The sequence below is a fragment of the Flavobacterium sp. LC2016-12 genome, assembly GCF_015351595.1.
In the GTDB taxonomy this organism is placed as follows: domain Bacteria; phylum Bacteroidota; class Bacteroidia; order Flavobacteriales; family Flavobacteriaceae; genus Flavobacterium.
Genome location: NZ_JADKPT010000008.1, coordinates 62,422 through 80,956, shown reverse-complemented (window position 1 = coordinate 80,956; position 18,535 = coordinate 62,422). Strand labels below are relative to the sequence as shown.

At 34.5% G+C, this 18,535-nt stretch carries 12 protein-coding genes; 1 reads left to right on the top strand and 11 read right to left on the bottom strand.

Annotated features, from left to right (window positions below):
* Positions 1 to 277: 277 nt before the first annotated feature.
* The 6 genes from IRZ99_RS13945 to IRZ99_RS13920 form a co-directional block, all read right to left on the bottom strand.
* Positions 278 to 2,302, bottom strand: coding sequence for a glycoside hydrolase family 97 protein (locus IRZ99_RS13945; protein ID WP_194657847.1), 2,025 nt, complete (start codon positions 2,300 to 2,302; stop codon positions 278 to 280).
* A 25-nt stretch (positions 2,303 to 2,327) separates the two neighbouring features.
* A complete protein-coding gene (locus IRZ99_RS13940) occupies positions 2,328 to 3,572 on the bottom strand; it encodes a glycoside hydrolase family 71/99-like protein (protein ID WP_194657846.1) in 1,245 nt (414 codons plus the stop codon).
* A gap of 272 nt (positions 3,573 to 3,844) precedes the next feature.
* Complete coding sequence (locus tag IRZ99_RS13935) at positions 3,845 to 5,359, bottom strand: RagB/SusD family nutrient uptake outer membrane protein (RefSeq protein ID WP_194657845.1); 1,515 nt, start codon at positions 5,357 to 5,359, stop codon at positions 3,845 to 3,847.
* Positions 5,360 to 5,383: 24 nt separating this feature from the next.
* A complete protein-coding gene (locus IRZ99_RS13930) occupies positions 5,384 to 8,386 on the bottom strand; it encodes a TonB-dependent receptor (RefSeq protein ID WP_194657844.1) in 3,003 nt (1,000 codons plus the stop codon).
* A gap of 28 nt (positions 8,387 to 8,414) precedes the next feature.
* Positions 8,415 to 9,497: a hypothetical protein gene (locus IRZ99_RS13925; RefSeq protein WP_194657843.1), complete on the bottom strand. Its 1,083-nt coding sequence runs from the start codon at positions 9,495 to 9,497 to the stop codon at positions 8,415 to 8,417.
* 7 nt (positions 9,498 to 9,504) lie between these two features.
* Positions 9,505 to 10,026: a DUF5004 domain-containing protein gene (locus IRZ99_RS13920; protein ID WP_194657842.1), complete on the bottom strand. Its 522-nt coding sequence runs from the start codon at positions 10,024 to 10,026 to the stop codon at positions 9,505 to 9,507.
* A gap of 482 nt (positions 10,027 to 10,508) precedes the next feature.
* Between IRZ99_RS13920 and IRZ99_RS13915 the strand changes: the two genes are divergently transcribed.
* A complete protein-coding gene (locus IRZ99_RS13915; protein WP_194657841.1) occupies positions 10,509 to 12,107 on the top strand; it encodes a DUF6377 domain-containing protein in 1,599 nt (532 codons plus the stop codon).
* A 167-nt stretch (positions 12,108 to 12,274) separates the two neighbouring features.
* Here IRZ99_RS13915 and IRZ99_RS13910 read toward each other — a convergent pair whose 3' ends face one another.
* The 5 genes from IRZ99_RS13910 to IRZ99_RS13890 all read right to left on the bottom strand — a co-directional run bounded on the left by IRZ99_RS13910 (position 12,275) and on the right by IRZ99_RS13890 (position 18,511).
* Positions 12,275 to 13,498 (bottom strand): sterol desaturase family protein, encoded by a 1,224-nt coding sequence (locus tag IRZ99_RS13910; protein WP_194657840.1) that lies wholly within the window; start codon positions 13,496 to 13,498, stop codon positions 12,275 to 12,277.
* A 134-nt stretch (positions 13,499 to 13,632) separates the two neighbouring features.
* A complete protein-coding gene (locus tag IRZ99_RS13905; RefSeq protein WP_194657839.1) occupies positions 13,633 to 14,919 on the bottom strand; it encodes a Glu/Leu/Phe/Val dehydrogenase in 1,287 nt (428 codons plus the stop codon).
* Positions 14,920 to 15,387: 468 nt separating this feature from the next.
* Positions 15,388 to 16,239 carry a DMT family transporter gene (locus tag IRZ99_RS13900; RefSeq protein WP_194657838.1) on the bottom strand — a complete coding sequence of 284 codons (852 nt, stop codon included), beginning with the start codon at positions 16,237 to 16,239 and terminating at the stop codon, positions 15,388 to 15,390.
* A gap of 52 nt (positions 16,240 to 16,291) precedes the next feature.
* Complete coding sequence (locus IRZ99_RS13895; protein ID WP_194657837.1) at positions 16,292 to 16,885, bottom strand: 2OG-Fe(II) oxygenase family protein; 594 nt, start codon at positions 16,883 to 16,885, stop codon at positions 16,292 to 16,294.
* A 162-nt stretch (positions 16,886 to 17,047) separates the two neighbouring features.
* Complete coding sequence (locus IRZ99_RS13890) at positions 17,048 to 18,511, bottom strand: sigma 54-interacting transcriptional regulator (RefSeq protein ID WP_194657836.1); 1,464 nt, start codon at positions 18,509 to 18,511, stop codon at positions 17,048 to 17,050.
* Positions 18,512 to 18,535 lie beyond the last annotated feature (24 nt).

Here is an 18,535-nt window from a genome sequence, read left to right as displayed (position 1 = left end):
GTGATTTTATAAAAGCGAAAAGTTCGCAAAGCGTTGAGTTGATCTAGCTTTGCGAACTTTTTGTTTTCTGAGCATACTGTTGATAAAAAACTTAGCGAACTTTGCGGTATAATCACCCGTCTAGCCTGCAACCTGAAACCTGAAACCTGAAACCTGAAACCTGAAACTTGAAACTTGAAACTTGAAACTTGAAACTTGAAACAAATAACAAACCCGACATCTTCTAAAAAGATATCGGGTTCATTGCCAAACTTAAACTTAACTTAAACTAACTCAATTATTTCTGTATTGGAGAGAATTTTATAGCTGTTCCTCCGCCAGCTGCGAGTTTAATATCTAATACTGTTTTACTATTTACTTTTTGCTTAGAAATCGTCACCGGATACGGATTGGTTTTGTAATTCGCTCCCGCTCCATCGGCATAAATTTCAGCTTCGTATTCTTTACCTGCATCTAAAAATGACAATTGCACTTTAAGCTCTCTTGCATCTTTGTTTGTAATCGATCCTAAATACCAGTTTTTCTCATCCCAGTCTTTACGAGCAATGGTTGTGTATTCTCCAATTTTAGAATCTAAAACTTTAGTATACGACCAGGTACACGGAACGTCTTTTATGAATTGAAATTCCGGTTTTCCAACATAATTTTCAGGTAAATCTGAAGCCATTTGTAACGGACTGAAAATAATAACATACAATGCCAATTGATTTGCCAAAGTCGTTTGTACTCTTGCTCCAGATGGCGTTTTATAATCAAAATTGAAATTCCCAGGTGTATAATCAAACGGTCCTGATAACATTCTTGTAAAAGGTAAAGTCGTTAAATGTTCCGGCGTATTTCCGCCATCTACAGACCATGCGTTGTATTCCTGACCTCTTCCGCCCTCCTGAGACATAAAATTTGGATACGTACGTTGAATTCCGGTTCCTTTCATTGGCTCGTGGTTGTCAATCATAATATGATACTTCGCCGCCGTTTCGATTACTTTTCTGTAATGGCGCGCTCCGTATTGGCTATCGTGCCATTCTTTTTTATCTAAATATTTGTTGACATAACCTGTTTTAACCGAATTCACACCCATTTTCTGATACAATTTAAAAGCATCTTCCAATTGACTTTCATAGTTTTTGGTAGCTCCTGCCGTTTCGTGATGCCCGATTAAACGAACATTTTTGATAGCAGCATATTTAGTTATTTCTTCCAAATTAAAATCAGGATACGCTTTTACAAAACTAAAGGCAGAACCATCGGCTGTCCAGTCGCCATCCCAGCCCTCGTTCCAGCCTTCTACCAGAACGCCGTCAAAATCGTTTTTCGCAGCAAAATCAATATATTCTTTTGTATTCTTAGTTGTGGCTCCGTGTTTTGGCCCTTGTCCCCAAGTGAATTTTTCCAAATGCATTCCCCACCAAATTCCAATGTATTTTGAAGGCGTAATCCAGGAAAGATCTTCAATTTTTGAAGGTTCATTCAGATTCAGCATAATGGTTGATGTTGCAACATCACCTGGTGTGTTTCCAACTACAATAGTTCTCCAAGGCGTTTGAAAAGGCGTTTCAGCATATACTTTTACGCCATCTGCCCACGGCACCAAATCACTTTTGTATTGTTTGTCGCTTGTTTTTAAAAGTGTCATTGATGCAAAATCAGTCAAATTGGCTTCATGAATCGCTACATACAATTTCTCTTTGGTTTCAAAAGTAGCCGGAGTATTAATTGTATCCGTTTTACTTATTGGCGTTTTGCGATACGTGCTTTCGTAATAGCTATTTTCGCGATGCACCGGAATCCACCAAACATCATTATCAGACTTAAAAGTGAACTCAGTAACTTCATTCGAAATTTTCACTTTTCCTAAATGAGGCTGTTTCGGAAAAAAATATCTGAAACCTACTCCATCATCAAAAACCCTGAAAATGATATCAACCAAACGCTCTTCCCCTTTTGATTCTTTTAAATGAACAATCAATTCATTGTGATGATCTCTCACTTTTTTGAATTCTCCCCAAGGCTGTTCCCAAGTTTCATCTGAAGTTTTTTCTTCGGTGGAAACTACTTCAAAACCTTCTGTCATTTTTTGGATTCCCTGAAATTCAAATCCCATTAAAGAAGGCTCAATAATCGATTTACCATTAGCCGTAAAACTGTATTGAGGCTGACCTGAAGCAGTTAATTCAAAAACTAAATCGGTATTTTTCCCCGGAGAGCTGATTTTGTATGTTTTTTTAGTACTGGCACTGCAGGCGTAAATCAATATTGACGCAAAAAGGATCAGACAGTAGCTATATTTTATGTTTTTCATTATTTAATTGTATTAATTACAACTCTTATTTTATTTCACTAATTAATTGTTTCGCTTTTGCAGGCTGCATCGAAACAAAATAATTAAAGGCCCGATCTAGTTTTTTCTGGACATCGGTATTGCCTTTCTTTTCTACTCGCAGATTGTACATTTTGCTAATATCCGGAAAAACAGATTCGGTATTTTTGACACCTGCGAAGGTTTTCACTTTTTCAATGTAAGTATATCCAAATTCTACTGTCGGTTCGAACATCGTTCCTTCTCCAAAGTCATTCCATGTGATCAGTTGCAGGTAATTTAAATTGGCATTTTTAGCTAATGCAAGCGTCTCGTCCAAAGTAGCTCCATTATTGTGTTCAATTGTCCAACCGATAGCAGCACCCCCCCCACCTTCGGCGTAAAAATCTTTAAAACCAGGATAAGCTCCTCCCATCGCCACAGAAAGTTTTGGTTTTGTGTTGGTATAAAAATTAGTCAAATAGGTACTATTTTTATATACCCAGGCATATTCACCGGATGCATTCGCACCAGCTTCAACAGATTGATCCCACAGCGTTAAAAAAGTAGGTTTTGTAGTCAGTGTACCAAAAATATTGGTCCATTCTGCAGGCGTTTGCAATACAATTGGTCCAAAGTTCAATAACAATGGCTTCCCGTTTACTTTGATGTAATTGGCATCAGAAAAATAATTTTTCTCCATATAAGCTAAATCGGTTTTGGCTGCGCTCGTAACAGAAATTGCTTTTCCGGCATTAACAACATTTGTAGTTACTCTGTCTTCGTAAACAATTGCATATTCCAGCCCTACTTTGTCTAAAATGGCAATTAGCTGTTCTGTATTTTCTTTTACCATTCTGTAATCATTAACATCATAAGTGCCATACCAATCGATCAAAACACCATCAATTCCTGAATATTTCATCAATAATAAATGATTTTCAATCACATTTTTATCACCTGAATGATACGGGCCAATTAAAGGATAATAATAAGATGCAATTTCCCGACGATTGTTTGCTCCTATCGTATTCGGATTTTTGTTTGCCATTGTCCAGTGATATCCCCATTTTTTATCGGCACTACTTTCATTGGTTTCAAACCAGGGCATGTAATGCACATAAATTTTGGTACTATTTGTTTTTTCAATCGCAACAGGCTGAATTGTTTCTGGTTCTGTCGGTTTATCCGAACCTTTGTCATCGCTGCTGCATCCGGCGGCGACTAAAATGTTCATGACACCAAAAAACAATAATGTGATATATCTTTTCATATAGATTTATTTATTTTTTTATAGAATATGGAATGCTTACCAATTCACTTTGTGCAATTATTTAAACACATAGAAACATAGTTTTCATAGCTTAAAGAAGGCGTTTCACTTGCATCAAAACACATAGCTATGTGTTAGAAACTAGTTTCTTTCTATTCTCTTTTTTATTAATTTTTAAATACAAAATCTATGTTTTCTATGTGTTTAAAAAAACATTAAAAATATGTCAGCCTTCCACGACTAACCAACATGGAAGACTGACATTTAATAACCTAATTCAGAGGATAACCAGGATTCTGTTTCAGGTTTTTATTTGTAGTTAAAACAGTGCTTGGAATAGGGAAAATTGCTCTGTATTTTTCTGTTGTCCCTTTTTCCCACCATTCCAGAAAGAATGTTCCAAAACGAATATTATCCGTTCTTCTTCTTCCTTCAAAAGTAAATTCCTTAAGCAATTCCTGATCAATAAAATGAAGATCTATTGTTGCTGGCATTTCTTCTCCGGCACGCGCTGTAACTTGTTGTAGAAATGGTTTTGCCAAATCAGCAGATCCTAAACGAACGTAACATTCTGCCTGCATCATCAAGATTTCGGCATAACGAATTACAACTAAATCATGATCACGTTCCCATTGTTCTCCCGCTTTCATTTCGTATTTACCCAAACGAACACCTTCATTTTCTTTAGCATCAGCAACACTTGTTACTTCTTCTGTATACGTTAAAGGTTCTCCGTTATCCATAACGATAACCTGCCCGTTTGCTAAATTGATCTGATCTCCGGCAACCATACATTTTTTTCTTTTGTCTGTGTCAGCAAAAGCAGAATACACTCCTGGCTGTGCACACATTCCGTTCGCGCTCCAAGGATAATCTCCAATTGGAGAAAGTGTCAGTTTATGCAAGTAATGACAAGACATTGATGACATATAGTTTCCAACTGTTCCTGCTTTTGAATCATAAGGAATAGCAAAAATAATTTCAGGTGACTTTTGATTTTCAGTTGCAAAATTCGCAAAGAAATCAGGTGCCAAAGTATATCCTGTAACTTTCTGACACATATCGATACAATCCTGCCAACGAGCCGTTCCAATAAAAGCTTCTGAATTTAAATACAATCTCGCCAAAAGAGAATAGGCAACATTTTTTGTAAATTTAGAATAGACCACGTTTGCCGTTAAATGCGGAATAGCATCCAACAATTCTTTTTCCACAAAATCATACACTTGTTTACGGGTAGAATTTGATGGTAAAGCTGTATCTTCAAAATTGGTTACAATTGGCACATTTCCGAATAAATCTAAAAGATTATAATAGTAATATGCTCTTAAGGCTTTTAATTCAGCATAAATGGGAGCTTTTGCTGCATCTGTCAATGATGATTTATCTATTTGATAAATGATTGAATTGATTTTTGCAATTCCCGTATAATTATAACGCCAAGCTGAAAGAATCATACGATTGTCTGCTTTCCAGGTGTGTCTTTGTGCATCCTGATATTGTCCGCCATCGTACCAGTTTGTTCCTCTGGTAGGAATAGTAGCTTCATCAGAAACCGTTTCATTTAAAAAGAATACATACTCGCACGTTGGATAATTATTTGATATCCCATCTGCAAATCCTCTTAATGAAGAATACGCACCTCCAACTAATGCATCAATTTCTTTGGGAGTATTTCCAAAATTCCCATCTTCTACTCTATCATATAGTTGTTCATCTAAATCGGTACATGATGATATCGTAAAGAGCATGCTTATTAATAATGCTGCTGTTATTTTGATTTTCATTTGTTCTATTTTTGAGTTAATCGCTTAATTATTAAACGTAAAATTTAAACCAACAGAAATCGTAGTTGGTCGCGGGTAATTATTGTACTTATCGATTCCAGGTGCTGCCAATCCTGTTTGATCTTGACCATCTTGTGCATTTAAACCAATCTCCGGATCTACACCTTTATAACCTGTAATTACAAACAGATTCTCTCCCATAGCATAAACTCTGAACTTTGATGATTTCGATTTCAAAGGCAAAGTATAACCCACTGAAAGTGTTTGAAGTCTGAAGAAAGACGCATCTTCTATCCAATAATCTGAATATTTTGGAGATGAAGTAAGACCGCTGTTTAAGAAATCATCCGGAACATTGTACGCTGGTAATCTGTTAGGATCATTCAACATCATATTGGTTGCATTTAATGCTTTTTGGCCAAACATTCCATAACCCGAAACACCCAAATCAAAATTTCCATAAGTAAAATTCATTCCAATTCCTAAACTCAAATCTGGCTGAATATTTCCTAAATCTGTTTTATCATCATCTGTTAAAGCACTTTCTGCCACTACAGCTCCGGCTGCATTGTAGTACTGAATTTTACCATCAGCATCAAGTCCTGCATTTTTGAATCCCCAGAAAGTTCCAACTGGATATCCTTCAGCAATAATTTGAGAATATTGTCCTGACATACCAGATAATCCGTGTAAAGATCCGCTGTAAATAACATCAGTTTCATAAGTTGTATTCGATAGTTTTTCAATTTTCTGAACGTTATGCCCTAAAGTTAGATTGGCGTTCCATGAAAATTTATCTCCTTTAATGATGTCTGCATTCAGTGTAAGCTCAACTCCTTTATTTGACATTTCACCAACGTTTGCCAACATTGTTCCTACTAAATAAGGAGGCTGAGGCACTTCATAAGTGTATAACAAATCGTCTGTTGTTTTTGAATAATACTCGAATGATCCTGTTACTCGGTCAAATAAGGTAAAATCAACACCAATATTTAATTGTTTAGTAGATTCCCATTTTAAGTCAGGATTCGGGTTTTGTTTTGGAGAATAAGCTAAACTCCAGGTTTGCGTAACCGGATCGTAATAACTATCATTTCCAACTCCTAAGATTGAAAGCGATTTATATTCACCAATTCCATCCTGATTTCCTGTAACTCCGTAACCTACTCTTAATTTTAAATTGCCCAACCACTCTTTTGTAGAACTCATAAATTCTTCGTTAGAAATTCTCCATGCTGCAGAAGCTGATGGAAAAGTTCCCCATTTATTGTTTTCTCCAAAACGGCTGGAACCATCTCTTCTTACTGTTGCAGTAAACAAATATTTGCTGTCAAAACTATAATTAGCACGAGCATAAAAAGATACCAGATTCGATTTTCCTTTATAAGAATACACATCGCCCAAACGATAATTATATCCTGCTCCTAAATTGTTATAACTAAAAGCATCTGAAACAAAACCACTTCTTTGCGCTCCAAAACCTTCATAAATATTCTCCAAATAAGAATATCCGCCTAAAGCACTAACGGTATGTTTTCCAAAAGTTTTATTGTAATTCACATACAATTCTCCTTGTGCGTTAGTATATTCTGCATACGTTTTTTGAGCGTAACCATCTTCAGTTCTTCCTTCCATAACAGCATAAGTTGGCTTGTATTGGCTTCCCTGAACTGCATTATGTTCTAATGAAATATTAGCAACAGCCGTGAAATCATTTAAAAACTTAACTTCAGTTTTAAAATATCCTAAAAGCCTGTGTCTTTCATTATCAACAGTTCTGTTGGTTAAAATTTCAACCGGATTTTCATAAATTGTTCCTCCCACCGATGTAAATTCGCCATTGGCATCATAAACCGGAATCGTTGGATTTAAATTATAAGCACGCTCAAAAATTCTGTAATCTAATGGATGCCATTTGTCGATATTGGCAAATAAGCCCATATCAAACTTTACATCTTTATTATCTCCAAGATATTGGTATCCACTAACGTTTCCGCTTAATCTTTCTAAACCTGTCGTTTTAATAACACCTTCATTATTTAAGTATGAAAGTGACATTCTGAAACCACTGTCTGCTTTACCAGAATTTATACTTAAAGTGTGCGATTGTGAAATAGCCGTTTGTTCGATTGCTTTTTGCCAATCTGTATTTCCTCCGTAATCAATTGCATCCTGATTTCCGGTTTGACGTACATAACCTCTCCATTGGTTTGCTGATAAAAGATCTAAGTTATCATTCACATAACCAAAACTTGATAATCCGCTGTAGGTAACCGAAACTCCTTTTGTACCCGATTTTGTTGTAATAATGATAACTCCATTTGCTCCTCTTGATCCATATATGGCTGTCGCCGAAGCATCTTTTAAAACGTCTACCGATTTAATATCAGAAGGCTGTACCACATTGATATCAACGCCTGCAATTCCATCAACAACGATTAACGGACTGTTACTAGCTGTTAAGGAAGTTCCTCCACGTAAACGTAAAGTAGAACCAGCTGCAGGATCTCCCGAAGGACGAATAACATTTAAACCTGCTACTTTTCCTTGCAAAACCTGCTCTGTAGAAGAAATTGTTCCTTTTACTAAATCGTCTGCTTTAACGGTTGAAATAGCTCCCGTTAAATCTGATTTCTTTTGTGTTCCATATCCAACAGAAACAACCTGTACTTCTGCCAACTGATAACCATCGTTTGGTAAACGAACATCAATATTAGCCTTTGTTGCCGATGTAATTTGTACTTTCTGAGTTGTTGTTCCTATAAACGAAACTTCAATCGAACCTCCTACGGCTACAGACAAAGTAAATCTTCCGTCAAAATCTGTTGTGGTGGCATTTTTAGTGCCCACCTCGATTATAGAAGCGCCCGGCAATACAGTTCCTGTATTGTCATAAACGGTACCTGAAACCTGCTTTTTTTCCTGAGCAAACATTCCTGCCGAAAGAAAAAGCATGAAAATCATGAATACCACAGTTTTAGTAGTCCACAGATGCTGCAGGACTATTTTTTTATTTTTACTATTCATTATAATGATGTTTTAATTTGATAGTGAATTATTTGTCTAAAGTTTTAAGAGGAATCGTGGTATCCGAAATTGTTTTGTCCTTATTGTCTTTTACCAAAACATGAATTTCAGTTAGGCCAGGAATTCCGTTAAGCTCAGAAACCAAATTGACAAATCCTTTTATCTCGGCAGTTCCTCCGGAAAATTCACCTGAAATTACTTTACTGCCTGCGTTAATCGTGTAAATTAATTTGTTTACGCCCGACTCGTTATTTTTACGTGACATTCCAAGGAAATCTTTTTGACTGATTTGTAAAGGAAAGAATCTAAATACTGGTGGCGGTGGCGGAGTATATTCTCCAGCGTAAATTATCTGATCGCCAGAATTAGTAGTCCAGTCTTTTGCCACGAACAGAAAAGTAATGTTTTCCATAACAAAACCTGGTTCAGTATTATAATATTCCTGTGGAATCAAATCCATTCTGTAAAAACCATTTCCAAGATCTTTCAATTTTGTTTTTTCAGATACTTCCGGAATCCATGCCTGATATTCCTGCAAAACGGCCCAATTATTTAAACCACTATGAAAATGCACACTGGGTACTCCGCTAAAACCGTCTTTTAAGTTTGAATTAAATAAAATACTAACTGGTTTGTCAATGGTTGGTTTTGTTGGATAAGATCTAATTAACTCATTAGCCGTATAAAATGACGAAAAATCAGTATAAGCTACATTAGCAACATCACTTTGCTTTGATCCGTTTTTGTTTTTTAAACGAAACCAAAATCCCGCGCTTGCCGCAATTTGATCTGGGGTTTGAGAAAAATAAACAGTTGGCGTTAATGTAAAACTCCATATTTTATCTCCTTCATATTTCAGTTTTGCAAAATCTGATGAATTTTCCCAGTTTCCTGCATCCGGTTCTGATGGAGACCACATCCATAGATATAGATCTTCGTTTTCTGCAAAAGTGGATCCTGACATATCAAAATACCACGTCACCTGTTCATCGTATTTATAAACTACCGGAAATGATGATATAGGCCCTACAGCTCCGGCGGCTTCTTGTGCCTGAATAAAATTAGGCGCCATCAAAAGGGCAAGTAAAATTGTATATATAAACTTTTTCATATTACTTTTAATTAATAGCATTTAATTTAAATACATAAGACACAAAAGGAGTTCCGCTAGAAGAATGCACCAACTGAAATTCCATTTCGTCGTTGCTTCCCGGAACTGATGTTAATCTAAGTTCATCTGTTTTTTGTGTTTTTTGAGCATCGCTGTACAGGTAAATTCTTACTGCACTGGCATTTGTCTGTTGAAAATCAGAGCTTAATCTCCAATATCCTTTTGGTGCAAATAAAGAAGGTACATTGCCCATAACCTCGTAACTTGTTGGGTGGTTCTTTTCGTCTACGCTGAATCTGATTTTAAAATCCTCGTAGTTAAAGTACGTACTCAAGTTTTCTTCACTTGGCTCGATGGCATTTGCTTTCGCAGATTCATCAACCATTTTCAAATTTGTTAATCCCCAATCTCCGTTTACTTTCTCATAAATGGTAATCGGATCAACATAGCTTCCGTCATCAATACTGTCACAGCCAATGGCAAATAGACACATTATAACAGCTAACCAATAAATACTTTTACATCTCATAAATTTGTGGTTTGTTTGTTAGTTTTTTTATCCCTTAAAAGGACACAACGAAGCTAGATGTTAAAAAAACCTAAAAAAAAATATCTGATAAAAATCAAGATGGAATTGAAATAAATTTCAACCTAATTCATTATAAATCAATATTTTAAAATATTTTTGTATTTACAAAAATCAAGATGCTGTTGAGATAAAAAATAGCATATAAATAATGGTATTTATGACAATATGCAAATTAAAGTCTATATTTTTTTCACTATACATATATATTATTGCTTTTTATTGTATAATTGCAAATTATTAGACTACTTTTAACATTTAGATCTTATTTTTGTTCAATGATCTAAATTTTATAGCTTTGTTATTAAGAGAATTACCATCTTCTAAAAGCTATTAGATCATCAACTGTCAATTATTTATCCTGAATTAAAAAACGAATTAACTCAACAAACCAAAAAGAATTTTACCCTTAACCAAAACTAACTATGCAAAGAATATTCATTCTATTTTTTTTCATTGCCGGTTTTTCTCTAACTGCGAAAGAGACAAATCCCGTTCTGGAAGAATTAGATAAAGTGCTTCTTAAAAAAGATATTTACTTAAAACAGAAGTACCGTAAAATTGAAGCTCTAAAAAAAGACGTCTCAAAATTTATTGTAAGTCAAAACAATGAGCAGCTTTATAATACCTATATGTCATTGTTTGACGAGTATAAATCATTCAAATATGACTCAGCTTATTATTATTTAGAAGAAGCAAAAGTCAAGGCTATTGTTTTAAAAGATCCTAAATATTTGGCTAAAAGCCGAATTAAGGAAGGTTTCGTATTACTCTCTTCTGGACTTTTTAAAGAAGCCATTGATACTCTGAACGTAATTGATGACCAGAAACTTGATCAAAAAAATAAATTCGAATATTATTCTATAAAAGCCCGCGCCTATTATGATCTAGCCGATTATAATAAAGATCAGCGTTTTAATATTCATTATGTACAACAAGGAAATCATTTCCTGAAAAAGGCTTTAGAACTTATAGGAACCAATACCAATGAATATTGGGCTGCCGAAAGTTTAAAAAGATTAAAACAACAGGATTGGCGTGGTGCAGAATTTGCCTTTAGCTACTGGATCAACAATTACAAATTACCATCTGATTATTACGGAATTGCAACTTCAAGCCTCGGCTATATTTATTCGGAAAGAGGTTATACTAAAAAAGCCATTTATTATCTGGCACTTGCCGCTATTGCTGATGTTAAAAATGCGACCAAAGAAACGGTTGCACTTCGGAATTTAGCCAATGAACTCTTTAAAATGGGTTATCTGGATAAAGCCAACGAATACATCAATATCGCGATGGATGATGCTACTTTCTATAATGCCAGACATCGAAAAATTGAGATTTCCACGATTTTACCGATTATTGAGAAAGCACAATTGAATAACGTAAAAGATAAAAATGATAAACTCGAGAGAATCATTATTTTATTGACGATTCTTACCTTAATTATTGTTTTGTTTCTGATTATCATTTTTAAACAATTAAAGGAAAGAAATAAAGCCCGAAAAATAATGGCTTCGTCGTATGCACAACTTCAGGAAATGAATATTAGCCTGAGTGAAGCCAATGCTATCAAAGAAGAATATATTACCTATTTTATTAAGGCAACATCGGCGTTCATTAATAAAATAGATCATATTCAGAAAAGTACGCTTCATAAAATCATTACCAAAAAAACAGATGAAGTTATTGCGAGTTTGAAACGCTACAATGTAAAGGAAGAACGCGAAAATCTGTTTCATCAATTTGATGAAATCTTCCTGAAATTGTTCCCTACTTTCGTGACCGATTTTAATAATTTATTTCCAAATGATCACAAATGCATCGTTAAAAAAGGAGAACTTTTAAATACAGAGCTCAGAATTTTTGCCTTGTATCGATTGGGAATTCAGGACAGCAATCAAATGGCAGAATTCCTGGAACTTTCTGTAGCTACCATTTACACCTATAAAACAAGAATCAAAAGTAAATCAGATTTTAAAGATACTTTTGAGGAGAAGATTATGGCGATTAAGACGATTTAAAATCCGAAAAAAAATAGCCACGAATTCACTAATTATTTAAATATAAATTCATGAATTCGTGGCTATTTTTTTATTTCACTAATAAACAATTAGTAAAAATTTGTGCAATTCTTAGTAGCCAAAACCTAATTCAATATATTTTAATTCGTGAATTCGTGGCTAATAATTTATTCCGAAGTTTCTAACTGCAAAATTATATTTTGATAGCGTTTACTTAACGAAAACAACTGCTCAGCAAAAATCATAATTGCTAACGGAACAAAGAAAAATGCCGTTAAATTTTCCTCATATAAAAAGTAAGTTGAAATCATAAAAAGACGTGCATATTCCAGATAATATATCCATTTTCGTTGTTCTAATAAAGCACCGCAATTAACCAGTGTAATAAGAATAAATAACAATACAAAAGCTTTATCGAAGCCATTTAAATACTCGAAATAATAAGTAAAAACAGTTAAAAACAAAGTACAAACTCCTAATTGAATATAGAGATAATTTCGAAATTTCAATCGTTGGTGCGGATTCTCTTTGTCTTGTAAAAAACGCTTTTCCAACGCTGGCCGAATATCCTGATCCATATGTGCGGGACTTCCAAAAACGGCTTTCCATCTGGCTTTAAAACCTTTGGAACGTTTCCATAATTCATAAATTTCGAAATAATAATGAAAGTGCTGCCATAAAAAGCTATAACTCTTTAACGGATGCGTCAATCCGTATTTTGGCTTTTCTTCTTCTTCCTGGAAAGTTCCAAAAAGACGATCCCAAAAAGTAAACATATCTCCGTAATTTTTATCCAGATATTTTTCGTCAGAAGCATGATGAATACCATGGACAGAAGGAGTTACAAAAACATACTCCAGCCATTTTATGCTGCCAATAAGCTGCGTGTGCGTAAAAAAAGAATACGCTCCGTGAACAATCAACATCGTAATTACCATTGTTGGATGAAAACCAACAAAAGGCAAAACACACCAAAATCCCGTTCGGATAACAGCCTGAAAAGTGGTAATTCTGGCTGCAGCCGTAAAATTAAATTCTTCGCTATGATGATGCACAATATGTGCGGCCCAGAAAAAATTGACTTCATGACCTAATCTATGGTACCAATACCAAACAAAATCGGTAGCGAGAATTAAGGCAAACCAAACAAAAATGTTAGCCGGAATATCTAAAAGTCTGTAATTATCATAAATCAGATAATACAACTGATAAAAACTGGCGGAGATAAAAAGATTAATTAACCTCTCGGCTATACCAATACTAATATTTGAAACAGAACTTTCATAATTGAAAATCTCAGGTCTCTTTTTTCGTTGTGCCAGCTTATATTCCAAAAACAAAAAAAGGAAAAAAGCAGGCATTGCAAAGGCAAGAAAATTAATATGTTTCATTTTTAAAAAGTACTTTTTAATAAAGAAGAAAGTCATTTATAAACCAAGAGAAAAAGATATTTTTACTTAATTAATTTCGTTTACTAACCAAAAACGATCTCAATACATAAAAAATCTTTCTCCCAAACCAATATTTAATTCTGCTTGAATTTCGGAGCATCTAATGCTACCTCTTTCACGGATTGTGTATCTGCCACTTTTTGCAAAGCAATAATGTATGCTGCAATTCTTGGCGTCACATTATGTTTTAAAGCGATTCTAAAAACTGTTTCAAAACCTTTTTCCAAAATATCTTCTAAGCGGGTATTAATCTGATGAATTCTCCACGATTCTAAAAGTGAATTCTGAAGCCATTCAAAGTAAGAAACCGTAACTCCACCGGCATTCGCTAAAATATCAGGAACAACCAAAACGTTATTATCATGCAATATTTTATCTGCATCAGAGGAAACAGGTCCGTTCGCTCCTTCAACAATGATTTTAGCTTTAATATCAGCGGCGTTTTTCTGTGTAATAACATCTTCTTTCGCTGCCGGAATTAATACATCAACATCTAATAATAACAAATCTTCATGTTTAATGGCAACCGAATTCGGATAACCTTTAATATTCTTATTGTTTAGATTGTAATACAAAATTAACTCTGGAATATTAAGTCCTTCTGGATTATAAAAAGCTTCTGAAACATCACTAACCGCAACAATTTTCAATCCTTTTTCGTATAAAAACAAAGCCGAATGCAATCCTACGTTTCCAAAGCCCTGAATAGCGACAGTAGATCTTGCCGGTCTTAATTTTAATTTTTGAAGGGCTAATAATGTAATAATACTCACACCTCTACCTGTTGCTTCTACCCTTCCTAATGATCCTCCGGAATGTAAATGTTTACCAGTTACTACAGCATGAATTGGTTTGCCATGAACTAATGAAAATTCATCCATTAACCAGCCCATTTCGTCTGGACCAGTTCCCATATCTGGCGCAGGAACATCTTTTTCAGGGCCAAAAATATCAGCTAATGCTTTCGTATATCCTCTTGTAATTTTCTCTAATTCTGCTTTAGAATGTTTTCTGGGATCACAGATAATTCCGCCTTTTGCTCCGCCAAAAGGAATTCCGGTAACAGCCGATTTCCAGGTCATCCAGGCTGCCAATGCTTTTACTTCATCCAGATTTACACCAGTATCATAACGAATTCCGCCTTTTGATGGCCCTAAAGCTGTATTGTGAATAACACGATATCCTTCAAAATTTTGAACGTTTCCGTTATCTAACACAATCGAGAAATTAACCACGATTTGTTTTTCCGGACGTTGCAGTTTTTGCCTGATTGATTCGTCCAGCTTAAGAATATCGGCTGCGATATTAAAACGATCAATCATCGATTGAAAGGGGTTCTGTTTAATTATTTCTGTGCTCATAGTGTATATCTTTTAAATTTGAATATTTGATTTGTATTTTTCTGTTTTTCAAGACGCTCTTACTTACAGCAAGAAAAACGTCAATTTTATCTCCAACATCGCATTCGACAACATGGAATTTTTATCAGACAACACTGCATCATAATATTCGTATTTCTATTTGGTCTCATTTCTTTATTTTTTAATAGTTCTAAAAAAAGCCTTTCATTGGTGCATGAAAGGCTAAAAAAAAAAATAACTAACAAGTGATTTTCTATTAACGCCATTTCATTGCATAGGTTTTCATGCAACACAACGTGATGCTACACATGACCTGAATGATATTTTGACTAGAGTATTTCATTGTTGGGACAAATTTATAAATATATTTCTTAAATTCTATAGAATTAGTAGAGTTTATTTTGAATAAATTGAAACTTAATTTTAAAAGAGCTGTAAATAAAGGAATTAGGCTACAGAAAAAATTTACTAAAATTGCGAAATAACGATAAAAATTATCGCAATTAAGGCTAAAAAGATACCAATGAAGTTAATTTTAGATAATTTTTCCCTGAAAAAAAACAGACCAACTAGGCTCCCTAAAATAATAACACCCATATTCATTCCGGCAAAAACAGTTGACGGATTTTCTGAAAATGCTTTATGTGCTTTTAGGTAAAATAATATATTTCCGAAATTAAACAGTCCTACAAAACCTCCGAAAAGAATGTTTCTTAGGGTGAGTTTTTCTTTTTTGACGATCACTCCAAAAAGTACAATTCCAATAGCGATTATTAAGGAGATCGCAAAAACAACAAATAAGGATGTCGGATAAGGTAATGTCGTGTATAGTGCAATTTGTTTGAAAAGAATGTCTATTATTCCAAAACCTATTAAAACTGCGGCTGGATAAATCCACTTATTTTCTGCATTTTCAGATTGTTTTCTTAGGATAAACAAAAGTGCCAAAAAGCCAATCACAAGTCCGATTACTTTATAGGAATTAAATTCTTCTTTAAAAATAAACCAAGCTGCAAGTATTGGAATAAAAAGAGATAAACGCTGTGCTGCATCTGTTTTTACGATTCCCATATGTTTTATAGAAGCTATTAAAAACAGAAAAACGACTGGTAATAATATTCCAATGGCTATGTAAATGTTCCATGGTGCTGTTACATCAACTTCGTTTAATTTGGGACTGAAAGTAAAATAGCAAAGTGCCAATGCTGTCACGTAATTGAATGCTACAATCTGAACTGGATTAGTATCAAACTTTCGGCTCATTTTAAAAATAACCCCAACAATTACACTGCAAAGAATACTAAGAATAAGGAATAACATAGACTAAATTTTGAATGCAAAAATAGCACTTCTCTAGCTTATAATTTCCAAATTAATCACTTTTCAGCCAACCTGTAATACTCATTCGGGTATTTTGAGTAACCAAAACTTCATGAACCAATTCATTACTTTTAAAGAAAACGGTTTTGCCCTGAGTAGGCGAAATTTTTTGATTATTATTTTCCTGATGAATCATCAATTCTCCGCCATCGCTTTCCAGCCAATTACTATTGAGATAACTGATCATAGAATATTTCCGACTAGGATTATTTTTGAATTGATCTAAATGTTTTAGGTAAAAATCACCTTTTTCATATAATGAATAATGAAATTCATAACCCGTGATTCCGGCGTAACAGCTTTCATTCAAATAAATAATGAAAGCATCAATTTGTGCAAAGAATTCATTTTCGAAAACATTATTATGTTTTTTATCTAACCAATAAATCGAATCACTTCTAATGGCGCCGTCGTATGACAGCTTCTCAGAATTACCTATCCCAGCTTCAGACAACAAACTTCTCTGGTTTAAATCGAGTAGATTTTGTTTAAGATTATCTGCTAATTCCCTGCTTAAAAAATGCTCCGAAATACCTACTTTATTTTCGATATAACTTGCAATCAAATCTTCAAAACCTTCTTCCATTTTGTTTTTGGGAAAGACTGCAAATACAGTCAACGGAGCAAGGTAGAAGAAATAAAACTGGTAACGGGTTTATTTTCAATAAATAAAAAACCCGACAGCTTTTCAAAAGCTATCGGGTTTATTTCTACGCAAAGTTATAATTCATAATTAACAATTCACAACTTATAATTTACTTATATAACTTCCGTACATATCTTTAAACTGATGTCCTTGCGCAAAACGATCTTTGCTTAGTTTTTTATATTCAACCAAAGCCCATAATATAAATTCTTTCATGAAATATTGGTCTTTTTTATCTAACTGAGGCTGATATTTCTTCAATAAAGTCTCTAACGGTGTTACTTCATCCAAGATACTTTTATATTCAGCATCTGAAGCATCGTCTAATAATTCAAAACCACTTTCTGCAAAAAACCATTCTATTAAATCTGAGTATGGTGTTTTTTCGCCTGGTTTTTCTAATTTTTCAATTTTCGGAAAAAAATCAGAAAACAAAGTTCGGATAGCAGATCCTATTAAATTCTGGGCCACCGCAGCTGCTCCCTCCTGCTCTCCTTCATAAACTAATTCTACTTTTCCAGTAATTGCCGGGATAATTCCGATGAAATCAGACAGACGTAAAATGGTGTGATCAACTCCGGCTTTTAAGGCACGGCGTTCTGCTGTACTGATTAAATTCTCGTAAGCCGTAATACTCATCCTCGCACTTACACCGCTCTTATTATCAATGTATTCGCTATCACGCGCTTCAAAACTAATTTGCTCTAAAATATCTTTCGCCAAACTTGGTACATAAACGATTTCACTTTGTGTGTCGTCTAATTTAGCTTCTTGTTCTGTGATTGTTCTGGCGATGGCAACGCTCTCCGGATAATGTGTCAAGATTTGAGAACCGATTCTGTCTTTAAGAGGCGTTACAATACTTCCTCTATTGGTATAATCTTCCGGATTTGCTGTAAACACAAACTGCATATCCAACGGCATTCTCAATTTAAAACCTCTAATTTGAATATCGCCTTCCTGCAAAATATTAAATAATGCTACCTGAATTCTAGCTTGTAAATCGGGTAATTCGTTGATTACAAAAATAGAACGATTCGCTCTCGGAATCATTCCAAAGTGAATTACGCGATCATCTGCATAAGATAATTTCAAATTTGCTGCTTTTATCGGATCAACGTCTCCAATTAAATCGGCAACTGTTACATCTGGTGTAGCCAATTTTTCGAAGAAACGTTCGCTTCTGTGTAACCATGAAACTGGAGTTTCATCTCCTTTTTCAGTAATTAAATCTTTTGCAAAACGCGAAATTGGGTTTAACGGATCGTCATTAATTTCAGACCCTGTAACAAACGGAATATATTCATCTAGTAATTCGATCATTTTACGAGCCAATCTGGTTTTAGCCTGACCTCGAAGTCCTAATAAATTGATGTTGTGACGCGATAAAATAGCGCGTTCCAATTCCGGAATCACCGTATTTTCAAAACCATGAACACCTTCAAAAACAGGTGTTCCCGATTTGATTTTCTCACGAAGATTATTTCGCAATTCATCTTTAATGCTAATGCTCTTATATCCTGCAGCCTTTAATTGACCGAGTGTTTTTATAGTATTTATTTCCATTTTATGAAATATCAGTTATTGTTT